At 55.8% G+C, this 22,740-nt stretch carries 19 protein-coding genes and 6 pseudogenes; 19 read left to right on the forward strand and 6 right to left on the reverse strand.

All coding sequences use genetic code 11. The features are described from left to right. The first annotated feature begins 20 nt into the window (after positions 1-20). Positions 21-1,598, forward strand: a complete 1,578-nt coding sequence (guaA, locus tag ACL2XP_RS05345) for a glutamine-hydrolyzing GMP synthase (protein WP_413737527.1) — start codon at positions 21-23, stop codon at positions 1,596-1,598. A 300-nt stretch (positions 1,599-1,898) separates the two neighbouring features. Then, positions 1,899-2,084: pseudogene (locus ACL2XP_RS05350) on the forward strand (Arm DNA-binding domain-containing protein); the annotation flags it as partial. A gap of 242 nt (positions 2,085-2,326) precedes the next feature. On the opposite strand, the gene ACL2XP_RS05355 reads toward ACL2XP_RS05350, so the two are convergent. Continuing rightward, positions 2,327-3,319 (reverse strand): SDR family NAD(P)-dependent oxidoreductase, encoded by a 993-nt coding sequence (locus tag ACL2XP_RS05355; RefSeq protein ID WP_413737529.1) that lies wholly within the window; start codon positions 3,317-3,319, stop codon positions 2,327-2,329. 103 nt (positions 3,320-3,422) lie between these two features. On the opposite strand from ACL2XP_RS05355, the gene ACL2XP_RS05360 reads away from it, so the two are divergent. Further along, complete coding sequence (locus ACL2XP_RS05360) at positions 3,423-4,373, forward strand: AraC family transcriptional regulator (protein WP_413737530.1); 951 nt, start codon at positions 3,423-3,425, stop codon at positions 4,371-4,373. Positions 4,374-4,557: 184 nt separating this feature from the next. On the opposite strand, the gene ACL2XP_RS05365 is transcribed toward ACL2XP_RS05360, so the two are convergent. Then, positions 4,558-5,520, reverse strand: coding sequence for an AraC family transcriptional regulator (locus tag ACL2XP_RS05365; protein ID WP_413737531.1), 963 nt, complete (start codon positions 5,518-5,520; stop codon positions 4,558-4,560). 170 nt (positions 5,521-5,690) lie between these two features. On the opposite strand from ACL2XP_RS05365, the gene ACL2XP_RS05370 reads away from it, so the two are divergent. The 8 genes and pseudogenes from ACL2XP_RS05370 (at position 5,691) to ACL2XP_RS05405 (ending at position 15,070) form a co-directional block, all read left to right on the forward strand. After that, positions 5,691-6,803, forward strand: coding sequence for an aldo/keto reductase (locus ACL2XP_RS05370; RefSeq protein ID WP_413737532.1), 1,113 nt, complete (start codon positions 5,691-5,693; stop codon positions 6,801-6,803). Between the two features lie 133 nt (positions 6,804-6,936). After that, positions 6,937-8,274 carry an MFS transporter gene (locus tag ACL2XP_RS05375; protein ID WP_413737533.1) on the forward strand — a complete coding sequence of 446 codons (1,338 nt, stop codon included), beginning with the start codon at positions 6,937-6,939 and terminating at the stop codon, positions 8,272-8,274. Then, positions 8,271-9,695: an aldehyde dehydrogenase family protein gene (locus ACL2XP_RS05380; protein ID WP_413737534.1), complete on the forward strand. Its 1,425-nt coding sequence runs from the start codon at positions 8,271-8,273 to the stop codon at positions 9,693-9,695. Before ACL2XP_RS05375 ends, ACL2XP_RS05380 begins: the two co-directional genes overlap by 4 nt. Positions 9,696-9,760: 65 nt before the next feature. Continuing rightward, positions 9,761-10,987 (forward strand): MBL fold metallo-hydrolase, encoded by a 1,227-nt coding sequence (locus ACL2XP_RS05385; protein WP_413737536.1) that lies wholly within the window; start codon positions 9,761-9,763, stop codon positions 10,985-10,987. Between the two features lie 114 nt (positions 10,988-11,101). Then, positions 11,102-12,346, forward strand: a pseudogene (locus tag ACL2XP_RS05390) (conjugal transfer protein TrbE); the annotation flags it as partial. Further along, positions 12,343-12,933: pseudogene (trbJ, locus tag ACL2XP_RS05395) on the forward strand (P-type conjugative transfer protein TrbJ); the annotation flags it as partial. The pseudogenes ACL2XP_RS05390 and trbJ, both read left to right, overlap by 4 nt. Before the next feature lie 453 nt (positions 12,934-13,386). After that, positions 13,387-14,160 carry a type IV toxin-antitoxin system AbiEi family antitoxin domain-containing protein gene (locus ACL2XP_RS05400; RefSeq protein WP_413737538.1) on the forward strand — a complete coding sequence of 258 codons (774 nt, stop codon included), beginning with the start codon at positions 13,387-13,389 and terminating at the stop codon, positions 14,158-14,160. Beyond that, positions 14,153-15,070, forward strand: a complete 918-nt coding sequence (locus tag ACL2XP_RS05405; RefSeq protein ID WP_413737540.1) for a nucleotidyl transferase AbiEii/AbiGii toxin family protein — start codon at positions 14,153-14,155, stop codon at positions 15,068-15,070. Before ACL2XP_RS05400 ends, ACL2XP_RS05405 begins: the two co-directional genes overlap by 8 nt. A 545-nt stretch (positions 15,071-15,615) precedes the next feature. Here ACL2XP_RS05405 and xreR1 read toward each other — a convergent pair. Continuing rightward, positions 15,616-15,771, reverse strand: a pseudogene (gene xreR1 / locus ACL2XP_RS05410) (cell morphology transcriptional regulator XreR1); the annotation flags it as partial. 237 nt (positions 15,772-16,008) lie between these two features. On the opposite strand from xreR1, the pseudogene ACL2XP_RS05415 reads away from it, so the two are divergent. Both ACL2XP_RS05415 and ACL2XP_RS05420 read left to right on the forward strand, forming a co-directional pair. Beyond that, positions 16,009-16,185, forward strand: a pseudogene (locus tag ACL2XP_RS05415) (TrbI/VirB10 family protein); the annotation flags it as partial. Between the two features lie 338 nt (positions 16,186-16,523). Beyond that, positions 16,524-17,348: an isocitrate lyase/PEP mutase family protein gene (locus tag ACL2XP_RS05420; protein ID WP_413737541.1), complete on the forward strand. Its 825-nt coding sequence runs from the start codon at positions 16,524-16,526 to the stop codon at positions 17,346-17,348. A gap of 448 nt (positions 17,349-17,796) precedes the next feature. On the opposite strand, the gene ACL2XP_RS05425 is transcribed toward ACL2XP_RS05420, so the two are convergent. Next, on the reverse strand, positions 17,797-18,540 hold the full coding sequence (locus ACL2XP_RS05425) for an SDR family NAD(P)-dependent oxidoreductase (RefSeq protein ID WP_413737542.1): 744 nt from the start codon (positions 18,538-18,540) through the stop codon (positions 17,797-17,799). A 92-nt stretch (positions 18,541-18,632) separates the two neighbouring features. Between ACL2XP_RS05425 and ACL2XP_RS05430 the strand changes: the two genes are divergently transcribed. The 5 genes and pseudogenes from ACL2XP_RS05430 (at position 18,633) to ACL2XP_RS05450 (ending at position 20,488) form a co-directional block, all read left to right on the forward strand. After that, entirely contained in the window at positions 18,633-19,187 is a 555-nt protein-coding gene (locus tag ACL2XP_RS05430) for a TetR/AcrR family transcriptional regulator (RefSeq protein WP_413737544.1), read from the forward strand. A 140-nt stretch (positions 19,188-19,327) separates the two neighbouring features. Next, the gene (locus ACL2XP_RS05435; protein WP_413737545.1) at positions 19,328-19,627 is read left to right on the forward strand and encodes a type II toxin-antitoxin system RelB/DinJ family antitoxin; all 300 of its coding nucleotides are present in this window, start codon (positions 19,328-19,330) and stop codon (positions 19,625-19,627) included. Beyond that, a complete protein-coding gene (locus ACL2XP_RS05440; protein WP_413737546.1) occupies positions 19,614-19,889 on the forward strand; it encodes a type II toxin-antitoxin system RelE/ParE family toxin in 276 nt (91 codons plus the stop codon). The genes ACL2XP_RS05435 and ACL2XP_RS05440 overlap by 14 nt, the downstream gene beginning before the upstream one ends. A 125-nt stretch (positions 19,890-20,014) precedes the next feature. Next, positions 20,015-20,086 (forward strand): annotated as a pseudogene (locus tag ACL2XP_RS05445) (hypothetical protein); the annotation flags it as partial. Between the two features lie 66 nt (positions 20,087-20,152). Further along, positions 20,153-20,488, forward strand: a complete 336-nt coding sequence (locus ACL2XP_RS05450) for a hypothetical protein (RefSeq protein ID WP_413737547.1) — start codon at positions 20,153-20,155, stop codon at positions 20,486-20,488. Here the strand turns inward: ACL2XP_RS05450 and ACL2XP_RS05455 are convergent. Both ACL2XP_RS05455 and ACL2XP_RS05460 read right to left on the reverse strand, forming a co-directional pair. Then, a complete protein-coding gene (locus ACL2XP_RS05455) occupies positions 20,444-20,608 on the reverse strand; it encodes a hypothetical protein (RefSeq protein ID WP_413739089.1) in 165 nt (54 codons plus the stop codon). The two genes, ACL2XP_RS05450 and ACL2XP_RS05455, sit on opposite strands and share 45 nt — an antisense overlap. A gap of 92 nt (positions 20,609-20,700) precedes the next feature. Further along, a complete protein-coding gene (locus tag ACL2XP_RS05460; RefSeq protein WP_413737548.1) occupies positions 20,701-21,315 on the reverse strand; it encodes a TetR/AcrR family transcriptional regulator in 615 nt (204 codons plus the stop codon). A gap of 273 nt (positions 21,316-21,588) precedes the next feature. Here ACL2XP_RS05460 and ACL2XP_RS05465 point away from each other — a divergent pair, with 273 nt between their 5' ends. Continuing rightward, positions 21,589-22,737, forward strand: a complete 1,149-nt coding sequence (locus ACL2XP_RS05465; protein WP_413739090.1) for an MFS transporter — start codon at positions 21,589-21,591, stop codon at positions 22,735-22,737. The last annotated feature ends 3 nt before the right edge of the window (positions 22,738-22,740 follow it).

The raw sequence follows: 22,740 nt of genomic DNA on the forward strand, positions 1-22,740 counted from the left end.
CGCTCTGGAATACGCCCCATATGACTGACAATATTCATAAACATCGCATTCTGATTCTGGATTTCGGCTCGCAGTACACGCAGCTGATTGCCCGCCGTGTCCGCGAGCTTGGCGTCTATTGCGAACTCTGGGCCTGGGATGTGAGCGAAGCGCAAATCCGCGACTTCGCTCCCAGCGGCATTATTCTTTCCGGCGGCCCGGAAAGCACCACCGAACACAATAGCCCCATCGCGGCGGAATATGTGTACCAGGCAGGCGTGCCGGTATTGGGCGTATGCTACGGCATGCAGACCATGGCCATGCAGCTCGGCGGCCACGTGGAGGGCTCCACCGAGCGTGAATTCGGTTATGCCCAGGTGGAAGTGCTGCATGACAGCGCGCTGGTGCGCGATATCCAGGATTCGCTGAGCGTTAACGGCAAACCGCTGCTGGACGTCTGGATGAGCCACGGCGATAAGGTCACCGGCATTCCCGAGGGTTTTGTCACCGTCGCCAGCACCGAATCCTGCCGGTTCGCCATTATGGCCAACGAAGAAAAACGTTTTTACGGCGTGCAGTTCCATCCGGAAGTGACCCATACCCATCAGGGGCAGCGGATTTTGCAGCGCTTTGTCCGGGATATTTGCCAGTGCGAATCGTTATGGACCCCGGATAAAATTATCGAAGACGCCGTTGCCCGCCTGCGCGAGCAGATTGGCGACGATCATGTGATCCTCGGCCTGTCGGGCGGGGTGGATTCCTCGGTGACCGCCATGCTGCTGCATCGCGCCATCGGCAAGCGGCTGACCTGCGTATTCGTGGATAACGGCCTGCTGCGCCTTAACGAGGCCAGCCAGGTATTGGAAATGTTCGGGCAGAAATACGGCCTGAATATTGTCCATGTTCCCGCCGAAGAGCAGTTCCTCAGCGCCCTGGCCGGCGTCAATGAACCCGAAGCCAAACGCAAGATCATCGGCCGGGTGTTTGTGGAGGTATTCGATCGCGAAGCCAGCAAGCAGGCCGCGGTGAAATGGCTGGCCCAGGGCACCATTTATCCCGACGTGATCGAATCAGCCGCCTCAGCCACCGGCAAAGCGCACGTTATCAAGTCCCATCATAATGTCGGCGGTTTGCCCAAAGAGATGAAGCTGGGCCTGGTGGAACCGCTCAAAGAGCTGTTCAAGGACGAGGTGCGCAAAATCGGCCTGGAATTGGGCCTGCCGTACGATATGCTCTATCGCCACCCCTTCCCGGGGCCGGGCCTGGGCGTGCGGGTGCTGGGCGAGGTGAAAAAAGAGTACTGCGATTTGCTGCGCCGCGCGGACGCCATCTTTATCGAAGAGCTGCACAAAGCCGATCTGTATAACAAGGTCAGCCAGGCGTTTACCGTCTTCTTGCCGGTTCGCTCGGTGGGCGTGATGGGCGACGGACGCAAGTACGATTGGGTAGTATCGCTGCGCGCGGTGGAAACCATCGACTTTATGACCGCCCATTGGGCGCATTTGCCTTATGAATTCCTCGGCCGGGTATCCAACCGGATCATCAATGAAATAGACGGTATTTCAAGGGTGGTTTACGATATCTCGGGCAAACCGCCGGCGACGATTGAGTGGGAATGATCCGAGGTTATTCAGGGACTACCTCCGACTAGCGAAAAATCGCCATAACGGTTTGATTATTAATTAAATGAGTTATGGCGACTATCGGTAGCTATCGCCGGCCAGCAACACCGGCTGGCGGTAGAACTGACGGTAAGTTTCAAAGCCCGGATTAAGACCCCGCCGTTGATGATTGATTCTTTTTCGGTCATGACGGTAAAAATTCCCTCCCAAAGCTAGACGTGAAGCGGCTTTCGAGGCATCTTCAGACTTCCTGACCCCTGACGGTAAAAACCGCCATTGAACAGGAGTTAAATCACGATGCTTACCGACACCGCATTACGTAATCTTAAGCCCAAAGCCAGGCCGTACAAGGTTTCCGACCGGGACGGCATGTATGTGACGGTATCGCCTACTGGTACCGTCACCTTCCGCTACGATTACCGTCTTAACGGACGCCGCGAAACCCTCACCATCGGCCGTTACGGTCCCGCTGGTATTTCTCTTTGAATCGTGCGTTATGGGTGCGCTTTAGCACCGGCCAGAGCCGAGCGGTGAGCGGGAAAGGGCCGAGATGATTGGTGACGAAATGCAATTCCGAAATGCAATTCATAGCCGCGTGCATCCAGTGTACGTTCCGTAAGCGTCATGACGGTGATATCGCGTCCTTTCAATTCACGGGCAAAGATCATCGTCAGGGCCTCCATCCCGGCTTTTGACGCGCGTAAGCGCTGTAACCTGTCGAGCTGTTACTTCAAGAGAGTTTCGCTGAGTTTCCATAATCGGTTCGCGTGGTCAGGATCGATTGCGTACGGCATGACGCCCAGCTTTCTGGTGGAATCGTCCGGTCCCCAATCGGTGCTTTCGTCAGGAGGCACCAGGCGCGCTATCTCGACGTTTTCGCAATAGATGCCGCCGATATTCTCAAGCTGTGGATGGGTGGCGCACCAGACCTGCGTTGCGGCGCCTTGCTCAACGGTCTTGAGCTGTTTCTGCGGATCAATAATCGGCTTGCCATCCACATCGATAACACCAAACGCTAGCAATTGATCACGGCTGAAATTTCGGCCAAGGTCGGTATCAACAATACTGCCGGGATGAAGTGAAAATGCGCGTATTCCATGTTGTTGTTCACGCATGTCAAGACCAGTCGCAAAAAGAATATTGGCCGTTTTCGATTGGCCGTAGCCCAGCATTGGCTGATACTCGCGGCGTTGGAAAAAAGGATCATCAAACACGACGTCAGACAATCGATGCGCCCAGGCCGACACTGAAACTACCCGTGCGCCATTCGCTTTACGCAGCGCTGGCAATAGCCGCGTGGTCAGTTGGAAGTGGCCGAGATGATTGATGGCGAAATGATATTCGTAGCCTCTATCGTCCAGCGTTAACTGTGGCAACGCCATGATGCCGGCGCTATTGACCATGATATGCAGCGGCCTCCCTGAATCCAGAAATCTAGCGGCGAAAGCATCGATGGATTTAGGATCAATCAGGTCCATGGGTTCGATTTCGACGCCATTAATGCTATTTAGTGCGGCTCTGGCCTTGGCGAGGTCGCGCGCGGGGACAACTACTGTCGCGCCAGCCAGGGCAAGCGCGCGGGTGGTTTCAAGACCAAGTCCCGCATAACCGCCGGTAACGATCGCGACCTTACCAGTGAGATCAATGCCGCTGATGACCTCAGATGTCGTGGACGCCGCTGTAAAACCTGAGCCAATAGGTAATTGGGAATCAGACAAGATCGTTCTCCTTCATTGCGTTTATCTTGTTGACAACGTTACCTCGCTGGCGAAGGATAAAGAATACTTCTCAGTACCTAAAACTTTAGCGATAGTCCGGAATATGAATAAAGATCCCTTTTCAGATGTGCTTGCCTTGGTCAATGCCAGATCCGTTATTTCAGGTGGTTTTTGGGCTGGCGGGGACTGGGCGATTCGGTTTCCGCCACCTGTTCGGGTTAAGTTTTTCATTGCCGCCCGCGGTGCCTGCTGGCTTTCCATTGACGGTGAGGAACCCATTCGGTTCAGCGATGGTGATGCTTTCCTGCTGACGGCAGCGCGTGGTTTTTCACTTGCCAGCGATCCGGGCTTGCCTGCTCTAGATGCCGTGACGCTTTACGCTGGCGAAGCGCATCAGATCCTGAATCTAGGGGAGGGGGAAGACTTCTTCTTCCTCGGTGGTCACGTGCAGTTCGATTCGGTCTGCGGCCAACTGTTGGTCGATAATCTGCCGCCAATGATCCATCTCCGGGCGGGTTGCGTTGAAGCAAGCACGATCGGGTGGTTGATCGACCAACTGGTGTGCGAGCACCGAAGGGGCCGGCCAGGCTCTGATTTCGCTGCAACGCAATTGGCGCAGCTCATGTTTCTTCATATCCTGCGCAGCTACCTTGAGAATACAGACCGGATAATGTCCGGACGGTTGCGGGCGATCAGCGATCCCCGCATTGCGCCGGCGATTCGTCTTATACATGGCGACCCGGGATATCAATGGCATCTTCCCGAACTGGCTGCTGCCTGTGCAATGTCGCGAACGGTTTTCGCTGGTTATTTCAAGTCTGTTGCGGGTGTCGCGCCGCTGACCTATCTGACTCAGTGGCGTATGCACCTGGCAGAGCGTGCATTACGTGAAGGTAACGCTTCACTGGCGGAGCTTTCGGAAACGCTCGGTTATTCTTCCGAAAGCGCGTTCAGCGTTGCGTTCAAGCGTGTCACCGGTAGAGCGCCCAGGCGTTACAAAGCGGCGATGCGACAAAACGTCGAACGGGATCTCAGTTTGCCCGTTGTTTTGTAAAACCGCTCTACGCCCGTTATGCCCGTATTTACCACTAGCTCATAGGTGGTGAATAATTGCTCTATTGCGAGCTATTGCTAAACACATTGTTGCTCTATTTGGGCGGCGACCCGCCGGAAACCGTAGCCCGTTTTATTGAAGGGGTAAGGATTATCGGGTTAGCCGATATGGGAGACAACGCGTATTATCGCCTGCCAATATAGTCCCGGTAATGGGTAGGCGCCATGCCGGTTGATCGTTTGAAGGCGTTGCTGAAAGCACTTTCTGAGCCATAGCCAAGATCGTTGGCAAGTATTTCAAGAGGCACATACTGTTCGCGCAGGGTGCGCTTTGCCAACGCCATACGCCATTGCGTCAGATAGGTTAGCGGTCCCACGCCCGCGACGGCTTTGAAATGTGTTGCAAATCCGGTTCGCGACATTGCGCAAGCGGTGGCCAGCTCATTAAGCTGCCATGCATGCCCGGGTTCGTCATGCATTAACCGCATGGCGGGTGCCAGACGTTGGTCATTGATCGCTCGTAGCGATCCACATGGCAATGCATCGTTCGTTTCTAAATAAATACGCATGATCTGCACGAAAAGCAGTTGCGCGATCTGCGCAGAAACCAGGCTATAGCCTGCGCGTTCAGCCTCCCGTTCACGAATCAGCTGATCTAATAGCCATTTCAGGGGGGCAGCATAGGGCGAGTCGGCACGAATATGAATAACCGGCGGCAGGAGCGCGGTAAGCAGCTCTCCACTGTCTTTATCCAGTTGGACATGCCCGCCTATTTGGATGCAGTCTTTTCCGGTGCCAAGCACCGCGGTCTTATAGCCCTGCGGCTGATTGGCGAACAACTCCAGCGCATTGACCGGCTCGGTTTGCAGATCGTTCGCCAGCAAAAATGCGCATGGAACGGACAACAGTACCACATCGCCTTCCCGCAGCCGGATAGGGCGGTCCTCATTTTCCAGACGCAGCCAGCATTCCCCCTTGAGTAACGCGAAAAATTTCAGATAGTCCGGTCTGGGAAAACGGATCGCCCAGGAACCTCCTGCCTGGAAGCCGCCAGAGATCATGGGCTGTGCGCTCACCAAATGAAGGAGGTGGGAGAAAGGGTCGCTGCCATATTCTGGACGATTAATCATGATTTTTGAATTTTGCATTATTCATCATTCAATCATCCTCGCGCAAACTGGTTATGAATTCAATCTTTGTTCTTGCTGGCTCGTTATCCGTCGTCATTTAAGGACAGCGGTGTCGTAACCCGCAAAAATATCGGCAATGTTTTTAACGTCGCATCGCGATGTCCCATCATAAAAACAGGAGTCTTCTTATGCGTTATATCAAGCTGGGCAATACCGGCCTCGATGTTTCTCCGATAGCGATTGGCGCGATGAGCTACGGAGAGCCCGAGCGTGGCCATCCAGTGTGGTCGCTCGGTGAAGCCGAAAGCCGTCCCTTGATCAGGCATGCTCTGGAGGCCGGCATCAACTTCTTCGACACGGCGAACATGTATTCGCAAGGGTCTAGCGAGGAAATCCTCGGGCGGGCTTTGAAAGACTTCGCCAACCGCGACGATATCGTCATCGCCACCAAGGTGCGCCACCCGATGCGCTCGGGGCCGAACGGCAAAGGTCTGTCGCGTAAAGCCATCATGACCGAGATCGACCACAGTCTGCGGCGGTTGGGCACCGACTACGTTGATCTTTATCAGATCCATCGGCTGGATAACACCACCCCGCTCGAAGAGACACTGGAGGCGCTGCACGATATCGTCAAGATGGGCAAGGTACGCTACATTGGCGCTTCATCGATGCACGCCTGGGAGTTCAGCAAAGCTCTGCATCTGCAACAGGCCAACGGCTGGGCGCGGTTCGTCTCCATGCAGGATCACTATAATCTGCTGGCGCGCGAGGAGGAGCGCGAGATGCTGCCGCTGTGCGCGGACGAGGGCGTGGGTACCCTGGTGTGGAGTCCGCTGGCCCGCGGTCGTCTTGCCCGTCCCTGGCAGGATGCGAAGGCCACGGCGCGATCGGGCAACGACGGGTTCGCCGACATGCTCTACACCGACCAGACCGCCGAGAGCGATCGGATCATCGTGGATGCGGTCGGTTCGATTGCCCATGCCCGCGTCGTGTCGCGCGCGCAGATCGCGCTAGCCTGGCTGCGCCGCAATCCGGTGGTGGTTGCACCGCTGGTCGGCGCCAGCACCATCGCGCAAATCGATGACGCGGTGGCATCGTTGGCGATTGACTTGACCGACGAGGAAGCCAGTGCGCTGGATGCGCCGTACACACCGCGCTATGACTTCCAGGGGATCTCCGACGATAAAGTGTTGAGCCGTATCATGGCCCGCTTGCCCGGTTTTAGCCCCGTTGATGTGAAAGCCGGTGGCGCAACGCACGAAGGTAATGATACCGGCCGCTTGCAGGTGCCGTCGTCATGATCCGCGACAGCCTGACTGTCCTTGTGAATACTAGCACCTTGCTCCAGATGCCGTTTATCTACCTGGTACTGGACGCTATCGTCGCCTGCTTGTCGTACGGCTCGGGCGTTTCAGCGGACGGGAAGGCGACTGAATGAACCGCGGCCTAGCGGCAGCCTCATCGGATTCGCTGCGTGCATGGGCGACGGTCTTTGTCCTGCTGCTGTTGGTCACGCTGGCATTTATTGACCGGATGTCGATCTCACTGATGGTCGATCCCATCAAAGCCAGTTTTGGCATCAATGATTTCAGGATAGGGTTACTGCAAGGTCCGGCGTTTGCCATATTCTTCCTCATCGGCAGCCTGCCTATGGGCTGGATAGTCGATCGGTTCTCCGCACGCTGGACAATCTACATCGGCGTGACGATATGGTCCCTAGCGACCATAGCCTGCGGGTTGGCCGGTTCCTTTGTAGACCTGCTGATTGCGCGTTGTCTGGTGGGGCTGGGCGAAGCGGCCTTGCAGCCCGCCAGTTGGTGCCTGGTGTCCCGGCTGTTTCCACCACACCGGTTGGCGCTGGCAATCAGCGTGCTTTCCGCTGGGGCGCAGATCGGCGCCGCCATGTCTTATGTGTTGGGCGGTGTACTGATCGCGCAGGCTACGGCGATCGCATCGAGGCCGCTGCCGATCCTTGGCGACGTCGAGTCATGGCAGGTCGTGTTCCTTGCCTGTGGTTTGCCGGGCCTGGCGATGGCCTCCCTAATCTTTGCTGCTCCCAAAGACCGGACTGCGCAAACTCCGCTGGCGCGTCCGCCCCGCGATGGGCTGAGGAGCTTCATAAGCGACAACCGCCTGTTCCTAGTCTGTCACTTCACCGGTTTTTCGCTGCTTTGCGCCATGACCTACGGCGCGGCCGCCTGGCTGCCGACATTGTTGATGCGTAGCTACGGACTGGACATTCGTACCGTCGGGGCGGTACTGGCCACCGTTGCCGTGACTGCCGGTATCGGCGGCTACGTTTTCAACGGCTGGTGGGTCGACCGTTCCTTTGCCCGTGGCAAAAAAGATGCGCATCTGCGACATTTTTCTTTGGTTGCAGGTAGCGTCGCCATTCTTGGCGGTCTGGGTTTCAGCATGGCCTCGAACGCCATCGCCATCGTGATTTGTTTCGCCGCCATCCAGTTCTTACAGCCGTTCTCTGGCGTGGCGGGCGCCGCCTTACAGCTCGCTACGCCGCAGGCGTATCGCGGGCGGATTTCTGCAGCATTCATCATGCTCTACAACAGCGCAGGCATCGCGTTAGGTCCAGGGCTAGTTGTTTGGCTTGGCCATCGCGTCTTTGCCAGTGATGACCTCGGTCCGGCTATCGCCGGCAGCTATATCCTGCTGGGCTGCACCGCGTCGGCTTTACTTTGGTTTGGGCGCGATTATGCCGCCGCGGCGATGCAGCGAGCCTCCTCTCCCACCGACAATCAGGGACCCTCCCCATGAAATTCATTACCCAGCATTACATCAACGGACGCTTCGTCGATTCACACGGCCGCGAGGTTCTCGATCTCGTCAACCCGAGCAACCGCGCGTTGATCGGTCGGGTTACGCTCGGAGATGTCGAAGATACGCATGCCGCTATCCGTGCTGCGAAGCAGGCGTTCAAACGCTACTCGACATCCTCGTTGGAGGAGCGTGCCGGGCATCTGCAACGGCTACATGATGCTATCCTCGCGCGGGAGGCAGAGCATATCGCGGCACGGATCCTGGAATACGGCGGCGTGGCCCGGCACAATGCTTTCTCCATCCGTGGTGCAGCCAGGGTCTTCGTTAACATGAAAAAAACCCTGGAAGAGATGCCGTTGCGACAGCGTATCGGCGCCGCTGAAGTCCAGCTTAAGCCGGTTGGCGTTGCGGCGCTGATCACTCCCTGGAACTCAGCCATTTTCATGGTCTGCAATAAGCTGGCGCCGGCGCTGGCGGCTGGCTGTAGCGTGGTGATCAAGCCGAGCGAACTGAGTGCGCTGCAAACGCAACTGCTGGTCGAGTGCATCGAGGCCGCGGGATTGCCGCCCGGCGTCGTTAATGTCGTCAATGGCCGCGGCGATGTGGTCGGCAACGTGCTGGCGGTTCATCCCGATATCGCCAAGGTCTCCTTCACCGGTTCCACCGCCGTGGGCAAAGCGGTGATGCGCAGCGCCGCCGACACAATCAAGCGCGTGACCCTGGAACTGGGCGGCAAGTCCGCTCATATCGTGCTCGATGATGCGGATGTTGACGCCGCCGCCGCCTTTGCGCTTTCTGCCGCTTTTATGAATAACGGCCAGGCGTGCATCTCGGGAACACGCCTGCTGGTCCCCGAGCATAAACTCGAAGAGATGAAAACCGCCCTGCTGAAGGCCAGCTCGCTGTGGACAGTGGGCGACCCCGCAGACGATAATTCGGCTTTGGGGCCCCTGGCTAACGCCCGGCAGTTCGATCGCGTGCAGGGTTATATCCGGCGTGGCATTGAGGAAGGCGCCACGCTGCTGGTGGGAGGCGAAGGGCATCCGCCGGGGCTTACTGCAGGCTATTTTACCAGGCCGACCATCTTCGTTGATGTTCGCAATGACATGACGATCGCCCGCGAGGAGATCTTCGGCCCGGTGCTTGCCGTGATGACCTACAAGACCGAGGATGAGGCGGTCGAGATAGCCAATGATTCGGTTTATGGGCTACAGGGATGGGTCAGCACCGGCGATCCGGCGCGAGGCAAGGCCATCGCCGAGCGAATCGAGGCCGGCGCAGTGATGGTCAATCGCATCTACGATCTGTTTGACGAGGCCGGGGTGCCTGCCGGCGGGTTCAAACAATCGGGCATCGGCCGGGAGTTCGGCATCTATGGCCTGCATGAGTACCTGGGCACGCAGGCAGTGTTCTCATGAATGGGAGCGCGCCGAAAAGCCTCTGGCGCCGGAATCATCCGCGCAGACTGGGCTGGAGAAAACTATTGGCGATCGTTCTGTTTGTGCCGGTAGCCACGGTCTCCTATGGCGTCTATCAGTTGCTGATAAACCCGGCTTTGGGCGGTAAGCCCGCAGATGAACGCCTGGCGCGTATGCAGCAATCACCGCAGTGGCGCGATGGTCAATTTGTGAACCCACAGCCGCAGTGGTCTGACTTACGCAGCGCCTGGCTGCGCTTTCTGTTCGGCAAAGCGAATCCCCACGGCGAGCCTGAGGCGCCGATCCCCGTGGTGCATAACGATGCCGGTATGCTGGCGACCCCGCCAGCTTCCGGGCTGCGCGTGACGTGGTTCGGCCACTCTTCTGCGTTAATCGAGATCGATGGCGGTAGGGTACTTATTGATCCGCTATGGAGCGAACGGCCTTCCCCGCTGTCGTGGATCGGGCCGAAGCGCTGGTATCCGCCGCCGGTGGCGCTGGAATCATTGCGGGACATCGTCGATGTGGTGGTTATTTCCCACGAACACTTCGACCATCTGGACTATGCCACCATTCATGCCATGCGCACCTGGCGCACGCAATTCGTCGTCCCGCTCGGCGTGGGGGCTCATCTATTGCGCTGGGGCATTCCCGAGGCGCGCATCCGCGAGCTGGACTGGTGGGAGTCAGTTCGTATTGACGGGCTGGACGTCGTCGCTACGCCTGCCCGGCATTCATCGGGGCGCCTTTCTTTCGGGCCCCGGCCCTTATGGGCGGGTTTTGCCCTGATCGGCGACCGCCATCGTGTCTGGTATTCAGGCGATACCGGCTTTCATAACACATTCACCGATATCGGCGAGAGACTGGGACCATTCGATCTCACCCTTATTGATGCCGGGCAGTACGACGCGAATTGGCCGGATGCACACCAGGGGCCAGAACTGGCTGTGGAAGCACACAAGTGCGTACGAGGCCGGGCCATGCTGCCAATACACTGGGCATTGATCAAGCAGGCGAATCATACCTGGACCGAGCCCGTCGAGCGGGTGCTGGCCGCCGCCCGCAGACATAGGATTACTGTGCTGACACTCCGGCCAGGAGAAAGCATCGAACCCGCTAATGTCGTGCCGGGCGTGCGCTGGTGGCCCGAACTTCCGTGGCGGACCACGGATGAAACGCCAATTTACGGCACTGAGGCGGGATTGGTATCAAACCGCATACAGCCCGACGCCTGCGGCGATCTACCTGATCGACAATCGGTCGCAGCGCCAGGTGACGATCGCTACGAATAGGTATAACTGCAATTAAGGAGCGACAACATGGCGATGAACCAGACAGATAACAATGCGCGTATCATCGTGGTCATTGGCGCGACAGGGCAACAGGGCGGCGCCGTGGCCCGCGCGCTTGCGGCGGTGTGGGCCGGGCCGGAGAAGAACGCGCATCTTGATGGCCCGCCACTGATTGTGACCCGTACCGACGGCGCGACGCCGTTTCGGCTGGTCACGCATATCGGCGACGTGGGCCATATGATGGTGGTCGGTCCCACCGGCATGGGCAAATCGGTGCTGTTGGCGAGATTGGCGATGCAATTCCGTCGTTATCCCGGTTCGCGCATTTTTGCCTTCGACATGGGGCGCTCAATGCGCGCCACGGTGCTGGGACTGGGCGGAGAGCACTACGATCTGGGCGCCGATGGCGCTATCGCCTTTCAGCCGCTGGCGCAGATCGATCGGGATAGCTATCGCAGCCGGGCCGCCGAATGGGTTGAAGGCCGGCTGCGGCATGAGGGTGTGACCGTCGGCCCGGACGAAAAAGCCGCGGTCTGGTCGGCGCTGGAGAGCCTGGCAGGCGCGCCGATCGAGCAACGTACGCTGACCGGTCTGTCGGTGTTGCTGCAATCCAACGCGCTGCGTCAGGCACTCGCCCCCTATGTGCTGGGCGGCGTACATGGCAATATGCTGGATGCCGATCGCGATAAGCTGGGCGCGGCCGACGTGCAGTGCTTTGAGATGGAAGAACTGATGGGCAGCAAGGCTGCGGTGCTGGCCGTGCTGGGGTATTTGTTCGCGCGTTTGGAAGCACGTTTTGACGGCGCGCCAACGCTGCTGATCCTCGATGAATCCTGGTTGTTCCTTGACGACCCGGTGTTTGCCGCCCGCATCCGTCAGTGGCTCAAAACGCTGCGCAAGAAAAATGTCAGCGTCATTTTCGCCACCCAGTCGCTGGCTGACATTCAACATTCCAGCATTGCGCCCGCGATTATCGAAAGCTGCGCCAGCCGTATCTTCCTGCCCAATCCACAGGCTACCGAACCGCAAATTCGCGCTATTTACGAAAACTTCGGACTCAACAGCCGTCAGATCGAGATTGTCGCCACCGCCGAACCCAAGCGTGACTACTACTACCAGTCGCGGCTGGGCAACCGGGTATTTGACCTCGATCTGGGGCCGGTGGCGCTGGCTTTTGCCAGCGCATCCTCGTCACCGCATCAGCGCGATATCGATCGGGTGCTGGCGCAGTACGGCGCAGCGGACTTTACCGCCGCCTGGCTGTGGCATCGCGGATTGCCGTGGGCCGCCGATCTGCTGCCGGGTTATCCCGGCGTTGCCGCTTCCTTTTCCCATCCGCTACTGGAGACGCAGTCATGAAAATCTGTCCTGTTGCCATAGTCATCGCCGGGGCTTTGGTGTTTATGCCCCCGACCTTCGCCCTGACGGTCTTCGACCCGGCGAACTACGTGCAGAACACACTGACCGCCGTACGAACAATGGAGCAAATCAACAATCAGATTAACCAGCTCCAGAATGAGGCGCAGATGCTGATGAACCAGGCGCGTAATCTGGCGACGCTGGATTTCAATGTGGTCAACCGGCTAAGAACCACGCTGGCGACGACGCAGCGGCTCATTGGCGAGGCGCAGGGCATGGCCTACGACGTGCAGAACCTGGATCAGGAATTTTCCCGGCTGTATCCGCAGCAGTATGCCCAGACCGTCAGCAGCAACCAGATGTTTCAGGATGCGCATGCGCGCTGGAAAAATACGCTCGACGGCCTGCAAACCGCCATGCGCACTCAGGCGCAGGTATCGCAGAATTTGTCGGAAGACGAGGGCGTGCTGGCCGATCTGGTGAGCCGGAGCCAGTCCGCCACCGGCGCCTTGCAGGCGACACAGGCCACCAACCAACTATTGGCCTTAGAGAGGCGAAGTCAAAAGACTGAGCAGGCAGCCATGATATGGTTATGAAGTTAACGCATGTTCACTGCGAAGTGCAGTCAGGCCGTAACTCGAAGCGAATATCGATGTCGATAGTTGCGGTGGTCTTTAGCCTCTAGCCATGATGTCAACATCGTGAAGTGGTGGGCGCATTGAAAGGCGTACGGCGAAGACTCTCGCAATAGGGTGGAAAGCCAGCTAGTTAGAATGTAGATTGCGAGCGGGGACAACGGACAGCACCTTTTGTGATTTCTGCGGGAGGCCGGAAATAGCGCCTCCAAAGCGAGAGTTGCTGGATTAACATGAATGATTTTTACCCGGTGGATGCATTGAGCAGGCTGACGTTCTCATGTAGTTGAGGCTTCTCATCGCCCTTATTTTGTTTTGCTTTACGCTGATGCCATCCCTTAATGTTGACAATCGGTCAACTTGGTAGTTTACTATTTTCAATATAGTTTCACTTATAGTGAATGTATGTCATCAAAAATAAACTGGCTTTTACAAAATACTGCACCAGGCTCTTTGGTGGCACAGTCTTGGCTGACAAAGCATGATATCAGTCCTTCCCTGGCACATAGGTATGAGCAGAGCAACTGGCTGCATAAACTGCGTTCGGGAATATACGTGCGCACCGGTCGTGAGCCTGATTGGCATGACGCGGTGTTATGCTTACAAAACCAACTATCTGTGCCGGTGCATTTAGCAGGCCTTACCAGTTTAACCTATCAGGGCCGTGCTCATTATCTTCAGCTAACCCACAAGAGCGTCTGGCTGTATGTCGATGACAAAGCGGCGTTGCCCAAATGGTTTAAAGAATTCCCCGGCGTTGACTGGCTTTTTTGTTCCAATCAAAAGTTGTCCCCGCTTGGCGAACAATATCTGACCGATATCGAGATTAAAGGGAATACGTTAAAAGCCAGCGTGCCTGAGTTAGCGGCCTACGAACTGGTAAATGCTGTGCCGGCGGAGATTGCTTTTGAGCATGCGGCCGAACTGTTTCAGGGATTGGTAAACCTGAATCCGCGCAAAGTGGAAAAGTTACTTCATGCCAGCAGTGCGGTGCAAACGAACCGCTTATATCTATTTTTAGCCGACTATTATGCCCATGCCTGGGCTAAACGGATCGACAAAACCAGTATCGACCTAGGATCAGGAAATCGGCAGGTGGTATCAGGCGGTAAACTGGATAAACAATACCAGATCACCGTACCTGAAAAATTTATCAACGGAGAGTCATCGCATGGATAAGCAATCACCCTATTACAAACAGGTTGCGCTATTGATAAGTGCGCTACCGGTAGTGGCAAAGGAGCGCTGTTTTGCGCTAAAAGGGGGGACTGCAATCAATTTGTTTGTACGCGACTTCCCTCGTCTTTCTGTTGATATTGATTTGGCCTATATCCCATTGGAAAATAGGGAACTGGCGCTGCCGAATGTTCGGGCGGCGTTAACGAGAATTGCCACTGGGCTTGAGCGAGAAGCTGGCGCGTCGGCGGTCCTGCAAACCAATAATCCAGATGAGATGCGTATTGTGGTGACTTCCCGGGATGCGCAGATAAAAATTGAAGTTTCACCCGTTGCGCGCGGTACCCTGTACCCGCCCGAAGATCGCGACACAGTCGAAGCGGTACAGGATGAGTTTGGCTTTGCCTCCATTCAGGTGGTCTCCCTCGCCGATCTTTATGGTGGCAAGCTTTGCGCCGCGTTGGACCGCCAGCATCCCCGTGATTTTTACGATGTTAAAATGCTGCTTGAAACACAGGGCATAGATCGTCTTATCTTTAATGGTTTTATCACTTATCTGCTCAGTCATCCCCGACCATTATCCGAGGTGATTAATCCACGCTGGAAGGATATTTCCGCTATTTATAACCAAGAATTCAGCGGCATGACATTTGATGATGTATCACTGGAAGAGCTAATCGCTGTACCTGAACAAATGCTGGCCGGTCTTCAAGCACAGTTCACCCAACAAGATTTTGACTTTCTGATGTCTTTTAAGCGTGGTAGGCCGGATTGGTCGTTAGCGCCGGATAGCCAGATTCAGCACCTGCCTGCTGTAAAGTGGAAGCTACACAATATAGGACGGATGGCAGAAAGTAAGCGCACCGAGGCGTTGGATAAGTTGGAAAAGGTACTGAGTGATTGGCTGAAGTAGTTGGTCAAAAAAGAGATAGATTCACTAAAAGTATCACTTTTATGCTTTTTATAAACCACAATTCCTGACTTAAAAAACTCAGCAAATTTGATATAATTAACCTGATTGACAATGATCCCGAAAACGTCAACGCTACGCCAATTGCTCCATCTCCCGCGTCAGCCAAAGAGCTGTGCATTTGACGGTAAAAGCGACGGTAAAGGCCCCAGGTCAATCACCACCAAACCCTTTAACCTCGCGGGTTTGGGAAGTTTGTTGATAATCGAGTGGGAGTGATCCGAGGTTATTCAGGGACTACCTCCGACTAGCGAAAAATCGCCATAACGGTTTGATTATTAATTAAATGAGTTATGGCGACTATCGGTAATTAGCGCCGACCAGGGATTTCTGATTAACTCGGGCGAAGAGAACCTCACTGTTTGTGGAGATCTTATCCCTGCTCAGGAAATCCAAGTGTAGCGACCTGGGTTTACATCACCCAGAACGGTTGTTGATACACAATGTCAGCCCAAAACGTTTAATGCCGGTCTGGCGGTTAGACGTTTTCAAAAATCGAATAAAACAACAAGCTTAACCCCCAGTCCGCTTGCAATCACCTCTATTACGGCAAGCGTCGGGTTTCTTACGCCTCGCTCAATTCCGCTGATATAAGTACGATCCAGCCCGCATTTATCAGCGAAAGCCTCTTGAGAAAAACCAGCAATCTTCAGTATTATATCAAACTTCCCAACGACGAATCCGCGCAACGTTGGTTGGCAATATCCCGCGTTAAATCATGTTGTTGGCATTTAGTCCCTGATCTTTAGCTTCAGCCCTATCGAATCAAGGCAATACAGGATTACCCCCTTACGCTCATCCAGGAACAACAACTCGTTTGGGCCAAACGTCTGCACCGCCGCCAGCAGGTTACCCATAGCGTCGACTGGCACAGGGACCGCATCATCGCCGAACGCGACAGCTTGCAGGATACGGTGAATGAGGTTGGGCAGGAAGTGACGCGCCGCAATCTCAATATTCAGCCGACGCTGGCCGAACGGCCGGGACTGCCGGTGCGGATTATCGTGAATCGGGATTTGGTGCTAAGGTCTTATCAGCCGCTGTTTTTCAACAGATAGGCCGCGCAATTAACACCATAAGCAATCGGTGTCTGGGACTTCTGTCTGATAACAGGAATATCAGTCAGGCCTTCATATTCCCGGCCAGTCTTAAGGCCATTTACATATATTCGCGAAGTTTATAGGGCATCATCAGGGCATAAGAATATATTTGCACACCAGCTTTATATGGAATGGAACTCCAGCATAAGGTCGGTTGCCTCGAATGAATTCTTTGATATATGGTGATGAAACTCTCCACGGCGAAAACAGCTGTGTATTTAGTTTGATAATCAACGGATGGCTCCGAATGATTCCCAGCCATTTAAAACAAATTAATACCACTCAAGGGGGCATTTATGGGAGATAAGAGCAAGGCTTTTCGGCTTCTTCATGAAATGCCGGATACTTTTATTATTCCTAATCCCTGGGACATTGGGACAGCCAGAATACTTGAAAGTATGGGATTCAAGGCACTTGCTACGACCAGTGCCGGTCTCGCATTCTCCTTAGGTGTACCTGAAGGGCGGGTTTTGTGGAAGCAGACTATTGATCATTGTCAGACCATTGTTGAATCAACGTCTCTGCCCGTGTCAGCGGATCTTGAAAAAGGAATTGGTGATGATCCAGACAGTGCGGCGGAAACCATAAAAATTGCGGTCAATATTGGTCTGGCGGGTTGCTCCCTCGAAGATCATACCGGTCTGCCCGATGCCCCTATCTATGATTTAAGCCTCGCAGTCGATCGTATTGAAGCCGCAGTAAAAGCACGGGAGGCGCTGGATCATGATTTTGTGATCACTGCGCGCGCTGAGAATTTTATGTGGGGACGTCCTTATCTGGATGATACGATCCTGAGATTACAAGCTTTTGAAAAGGCAGGAGCTGATGTACTTTATGCTCCTGGCCTTCACGATCTTTCAATGATTAAGACCGTCTGTGAATCAGTGACAAGGCCAGTTAACGTTGTTATGGGATTGCCGGGTGGGACGTTCAGCGTTGTGCAACTGGCCGAAGCGGGAGTGAAACGTATCAGCGTTGGTGCATCAATGGCCAGACTGGCATACGGTTCTTTTGTTCAGGCAGCCCGGGAGATATGCGCTGAGGGTACTTTCAGTTATTCAAAGAACGCTATTGGTTTCTCCGAACTGGAGGCATTTTTTAGAAAGCCGGATAGTGATTAGCCTTCCAAGCCCAGGTTTTACATTTCTGCCTGCCGTGTGCAATTCGTCGCGCTGATTCCTCAGGTCCTGATCATCGGTCAATACCCTGGCGTAACCGATCCGCAGCCGGCCGCTTTCAGGTCGAGCGTGCAGGGGCTGTGTTTGTCTCTCATGGCGTCCCCATTGTGTTGCAAATATCGCCGCATATTATAAGGAATTTGCGACTGATTTTTGCCACGTCTGAGCGCCAGGAAAAACCGACGGCGAGGTGCTGTCGCAAAACGTTGGACTTATGCGGCAAATGACAAAGACAAAGGGGGAATATTTCTTTTCACCCCCTCAGACTGGCGAATAATGCGCGGTAGACCCGGTGGCCTCATTGTCGCCCCGAAGAGCGAATTAACCTGTCGTCGCCAGTCGGCTAGACGGCCTTAGCACAGGCCGCAAGACTGAAGGGCCGCACCGCATATCAGACGGCCACGAAGCCACCATCAACGAACAGTTCCTCACCACCGATAAAGCTGCTTTCGTCCGACGCCAGAAATAGCACTGCTTTGGCGATTTCTTCAGTCTTGGCGAGCCTACCGAACGGGATGGTTTGCTGCATCCATTCTTCAGCGCCGGCGTTGTTTTGCAGATAGGTCTGCATTGCAGGGGTCAGTACCATGCCCGGCGAAACGACATTCACCCGAATGCCCTGACTTTTCAGGTCGGTCGTCCAGGTGCGAGCGAGCGAGCGGATCGCCGCCTTCGTCGCGCTGTAGACGGATAGATTTGCAAAGCCCTTGCTGCCTGCTCCTGATCCAGTCAGCACAACCGTGCCGCCAGCAGACATCAGCGGCAGAGCTTTTTGCACCGTGAAGACCGTGCCCTTCACATTGATGCCGAACACGCGATCAAAGTGGTCTTCCTCAATGCCACCGATTGGTGCGGATTCCGATACGCCAGCATTGGCGAAGACCACATCCACGCGGCCTTTCTCTCGCTGGATCTGTGCGTACAGACGATCAAGGTCGGCAAGATTGCTGACATCGCCTTGCACACCAATGGCACCGTGCCCGATTTCCTTCAGAGCCTCATTCAGGCGCTCTTGGCGGCGGCCAGTGATGTACACATGGGCGCCCTGTTCCGCGAAGAACGCCGCCGTGGTCAAGCCGATGCCGTCCGTGCCGCCCGTAACCACCACAACCTTATTTTCAAATCGTTTCGTCATGTCGTAAGCTCGCTTTCGTATCAAGTGGAGGATTGCTCCATTTATTATATGGAGGTATCCTCCACTTAACAAGTAGCAGCGAGACTATTCCTTTGACCGATGAACCCACATTGAGAGCCGATGCGCAGCGAAACAGGGAGCGTATTCTTGCAGCCGCCGAAGAAGTCTTTCTTGAGAAAGGCGCGAGCGCCTCATTAGAGGACGTTGCGAAACGAGCGGGCGTAGGAATCGGCACGCTATATCGGCGCTTTCCGACACGCGAAGATCTATTGGCGGCGGCCTACAGCGCTCGTTTCCTGGCATTTGCAGAAACCAGCCGTGCCAGAAACGCAGAGCTTGCCCCACTGGGCGGCTTGCGGGCCTATCTCGAAGAGCTGGTTCAGCACACTACGGTCTATCGCGGCCTCGCGGCCTTGCTCGGAACGGTTCTCCAGATTGGAACGCCGGGATGCCTGGCAACCAGTGGGGAAGGGGCCCGTCTTTTGGACCTGGCGCAGAGAGGCGGAGCTATTCGGCCTGATGTCACTTTCGACGACTTGGTGTGCATCGCAACGGCAATCTCACTCGCTGTCGAGAAAGACAGCTCTCCGCAAGCGCGGATCGCGCATCTGGTGAGCCTGTTTTTGAATGGGATCGGCGTGCGTTGAAGCCACATTTGGGTCGCCGATTTTAGGATTTTTGCGACACGGCAAGGCACATTCAGTGAAATCGACGCGGAGTGATGGTGCTTGGCTGTGTCTCGAATGAGGTACACCATGAAGACTTGTCTTGCATTAGGAGAACTACGATGGCTGCTCACACATCCGTGCTGCACGTCCGTGCAGACGACAAGCTGAAGGCCGTTGCGACTGAAAAGCTCGCTAATGTCGGTTTGTCCGTCTCGGATGATGTGCGGATTTTCCTGACCCGCGTCATCAAAGAAGGCGGGTTACCGGCGGGCCTGACTACTGGCCCGGAAGCTCATGACAAATGGTTCCGGGCCAAGGTGCATGAAGCTCTGGCCGATAGCCGGCCTGGCGTGCCGCATCAGCAGGTAATGGACGAGGCGCAAGCCCCGATCGACAGGAAGCGCCGTGCCCGAGCTTGAATGGTCGCAGCCGGCCCGAGAGGATCTGTTGGCGATTGTCGATTACATCTCAGACGACAATCCTGACGCCGTTCAATGGCTGAAAGATGATATCGGGGCCAAGACCGCGAGGCCGCCAGAGCATCCTAGGCTCTACCTGGTTGGTCGGATCGAGGGCACGCGAGAAATGGTCGTCCGGGAAAACCAAAAGTTGTCCCCGCTCGGCGAGCAATTTCTGACCGATATCGAGATAAGGGAATATGTTAAAAGCCAGTGTGCCTAAGTTAGCCGCCTACGAACTGGTTAATGCTGTGCCGGCGGAGATTGCTTTTGAGCATGCGGTCGCGCTATTGATAAGCGCGCTACCGGTGTGCCGGCGGTCTCGAAAACCAATAATCCGAATGAGATGCGCAGATTAAAATTGAAGTTTCACCCGTTGCGCGCGATACCTTGTACCCGCCCGAAGATCGCGAAACAGTTGAATCGCTAGGTGGAGACAACAAGCCAGCATCTTGCCATACTTTGGAAGAAAATTGGGGGTTTTCGATGACTAAAACAGCCGTTGTAAGTGTTGCAACTCAAGTCCGCAGGCTTGCTAAATCCCACAACGTCACCGCTGAACGTGACGGCATGGGCCGTATGGCCGTAGCTATCACCCGTATGGCTGGCGACGTCGTCGAGTTGGATAACGTCGAGCAATTACTCGTCAATCTTAAAAGAAAAGGCGTGCTAAGCAAGTCTGAGATCCTGACCCTTCAGGGAGGGTACCTTCAGGAGAAAAGGGATTCCAAGAAAAAAAAACAGCGTATGAGTTTTGATCCCTTTGGCGATGTTTATTCAAAGCCTCTCTCTTCTCTGTTGGCGCCAATACCGGCGTGGTGAGCAGTACATCACCCGCTTGAACGCTGAGCTAAAGGTTTTATCCGATTCATAGCCAAGCGCCAGTCCAATCGCTGACACAACGTCACGAGGATGGGTCAGCTTGACTGCGGCCAATATCATTCGCCAGTGCGTCAGGCCGATCCAGGCCAGAGCGCGCACGGCTGCGGCGGCCGGCCTAGGCTAGGTAGACGCAGCTCGGCAATTGAACATAGTCACCGAATCTTTGCAGTGTCCCATACCGTCATAAGACGGTCGATAGAGTCATTAAGCACACTATAACTCACTCCATCGCGCACGAGCGTGGACAGCCCGACCAAAAAACTGTCGAACACCGTTGCAAGAACTCGCGCGTCCGTTTCCGGTGCCAATTCGCCGATAGCGATGCCGCGTTCAATACATTCAGTGATACCGGCACGCGTGCGAGTACGCGAGCGTGTCAGCGATTGCGTCACCGCCGCATTTTCTGGCGAGGGGGCGCTCATCACCGCCAGAGCGACCATGCATCCCTTGGGATGGCCGCGTTCGCACTGCATTTTCGCCGAAGCATGCAGTGCCCTCTCCAATGCTAGACGCGGTGTCAGCGCTGTATCCCACAGGCATTCGGTCACGGTCGCATATTGGCTCAAGTAGCGCTGCGCGCACTCCTGGAATAGCGCCTCCTTCGAGGCGAATGCAGCGTAAAAACTCGGTGCGGAAATGCCGCCGCCAATCGTGGCCTTCAGTTGGTTCAAAGAAGTGGCTTCATAGCCTCGCTCCCAAAACAGGTGCAAGGCTTGATCGATAGCCTCGTCCCGGTCGAACGTACGGGGCCTGCCCATTTGCGCCATGGCGTTCTCCTGCCGATCCCAACCTTTATGTGGAAGGTATAAATACTAATCGATACATAAGTGGTTGACAAGCGCAGATGTGGCTGTCTATATTTGTACCGTTCGATACAAAAGTGTCGAGGCGGGTCGGTAAGCCTTCTTTCTCGACTGGATCGGTTACTACTTCTGTTCTCATCTCTTATAAGGAAACGCCACGTGAAAACGGTTGCTTCTATTTCGTTGCCGGAGCAAGCGGCTAGACCGCTGCCGGTCTTTGCGCTGCTGGCGCTGGCCATGACAGGCTTCATCTGCATCTTGACCGAAACGCTACCGGCGGGGCTTTTGCCGCAGATCGGCGAAGGGCTGGCTGTCTCCCCGTCGATGGCGGGACAGATGGTCACGGCCTATGCGGTGGGTTCTCTGCTAGCGGCGATTCCGCTGACGATCGCTACTCGGACATGGAAGCGGCGCAGTGTGCTGCTGTTGACTATCGTTGGTTTTCTGCTCTTTAACTCGGTCACGGCAGTCTCTGCCCATTATTGGCTGACGCTGGCCGCACGTTTCTTCGCTGGCGTCTCCGCCGGATTGGCCTGGAGCCTGCTCGCGGGCTACGCGCGGAGGATGGTGGCCGTGAATCAGCAAGGTAAAGCGATGGCGATCGCGATGGTCGGTACGCCGATTGCATTGTCATTGGGCGTGCCGCTGGGTACTTGGCTCGGCGCGCTGGTGGGATGGCGTGCCGCATTCTGGATCATGTCTGCGCTGACCTTAATGCTCATCGTCTGGGTGCTGGCCAAGGTGCCGAATTACCCGGGCCAGGCGGCCCACGAGCGCGTGTCATTGCGCACGGTGTTGGTTACGCCGGGGGTGCGGCCGGTACTTGGCACGGTGATCGCCTGGATGCTCGCGCACAACATCCTCTACACCTATGTCACGCCGTTCGTGGCGCAGGCAGGATTGCTCGCACGGGTGGATCTGGTGTTGCTGGTCTTTGGCCTAACTGCGTTGCTGGGGATCTGGATCACCGGGCGGCTGGTGGATCGCCACCTCCGCACTGCGGTGCTGACGAGCCTAGCGACGTTTGGGGTCGTTTCGCTGCTGTTCGCTTGGTTCGCCAGCGTGCCCATGGCGATTTATCTGGGCGTTGCCATATGGGGCGTGACGTTCGGCGGGGCGGCAACGCTGCTGCAGACCGCTCTGGCCGATACCGCCGGCGACGGAGCCGACGCGGCGTTGTCGATGAATGTGGTGGCGTGGAATGGCGCCATCGCAGGCGGCGGTTTGCTCGGTGGCATCCTGCTGCACGCTTGGGGCGCAAGCTCGTTCCCCTGGGTCCTGGTCCTGCTATCGGCACTGGGATTCATCATTGCCTGGTCGGCCAGAGCGCATGGCTTCCAGCCCGGGCCACGCTTGGCCGGTATCCGTGCCGTCGGCGGACCCTGAATC

The sequence above is a fragment of the Sodalis sp. RH21 genome, from assembly GCF_047324175.1.
Taxonomy (GTDB): Bacteria; Pseudomonadota; Gammaproteobacteria; order Enterobacterales; family Enterobacteriaceae; genus Acerihabitans.

Coding starts and splice junctions, on each gene's coding strand:
- guaA (WP_413737527.1), top strand. CDS start 21: ATGACTGACAATATTCATAAACATCGCATTCTGATTCTGGATTTCGGC.
- ACL2XP_RS05360 (WP_413737530.1), top strand. CDS start 3,423: ATGAATAAAGATCCCTTTTCAGATGTGCTTGCCTTGGTCAATGCCAGA.
- ACL2XP_RS05365 (WP_413737531.1), bottom strand. CDS start 5,520: ATGCAAAATTCAAAAATCATGATTAATCGTCCAGAATATGGCAGCGAC.
- ACL2XP_RS05370 (WP_413737532.1), top strand. CDS start 5,691: ATGCGTTATATCAAGCTGGGCAATACCGGCCTCGATGTTTCTCCGATA.
- ACL2XP_RS05375 (WP_413737533.1), top strand. CDS start 6,937: ATGAACCGCGGCCTAGCGGCAGCCTCATCGGATTCGCTGCGTGCATGG.
- ACL2XP_RS05380 (WP_413737534.1), top strand. CDS start 8,271: ATGAAATTCATTACCCAGCATTACATCAACGGACGCTTCGTCGATTCA.
- ACL2XP_RS05400 (WP_413737538.1), top strand. CDS start 13,387: ATGTCATCAAAAATAAACTGGCTTTTACAAAATACTGCACCAGGCTCT.
- ACL2XP_RS05405 (WP_413737540.1), top strand. CDS start 14,153: ATGGATAAGCAATCACCCTATTACAAACAGGTTGCGCTATTGATAAGT.
- ACL2XP_RS05420 (WP_413737541.1), top strand. CDS start 16,524: ATGGGAGATAAGAGCAAGGCTTTTCGGCTTCTTCATGAAATGCCGGAT.
- ACL2XP_RS05425 (WP_413737542.1), bottom strand. CDS start 18,540: ATGACGAAACGATTTGAAAATAAGGTTGTGGTGGTTACGGGCGGCACG.
- ACL2XP_RS05435 (WP_413737545.1), top strand. CDS start 19,328: ATGGCTGCTCACACATCCGTGCTGCACGTCCGTGCAGACGACAAGCTG.
- ACL2XP_RS05450 (WP_413737547.1), top strand. CDS start 20,153: ATGACTAAAACAGCCGTTGTAAGTGTTGCAACTCAAGTCCGCAGGCTT.
- ACL2XP_RS05455 (WP_413739089.1), bottom strand. CDS start 20,608: ATGATATTGGCCGCAGTCAAGCTGACCCATCCTCGTGACGTTGTGTCA.
- ACL2XP_RS05460 (WP_413737548.1), bottom strand. CDS start 21,315: ATGGCGCAAATGGGCAGGCCCCGTACGTTCGACCGGGACGAGGCTATC.
- ACL2XP_RS05465 (WP_413739090.1), top strand. CDS start 21,589: ATGACAGGCTTCATCTGCATCTTGACCGAAACGCTACCGGCGGGGCTT.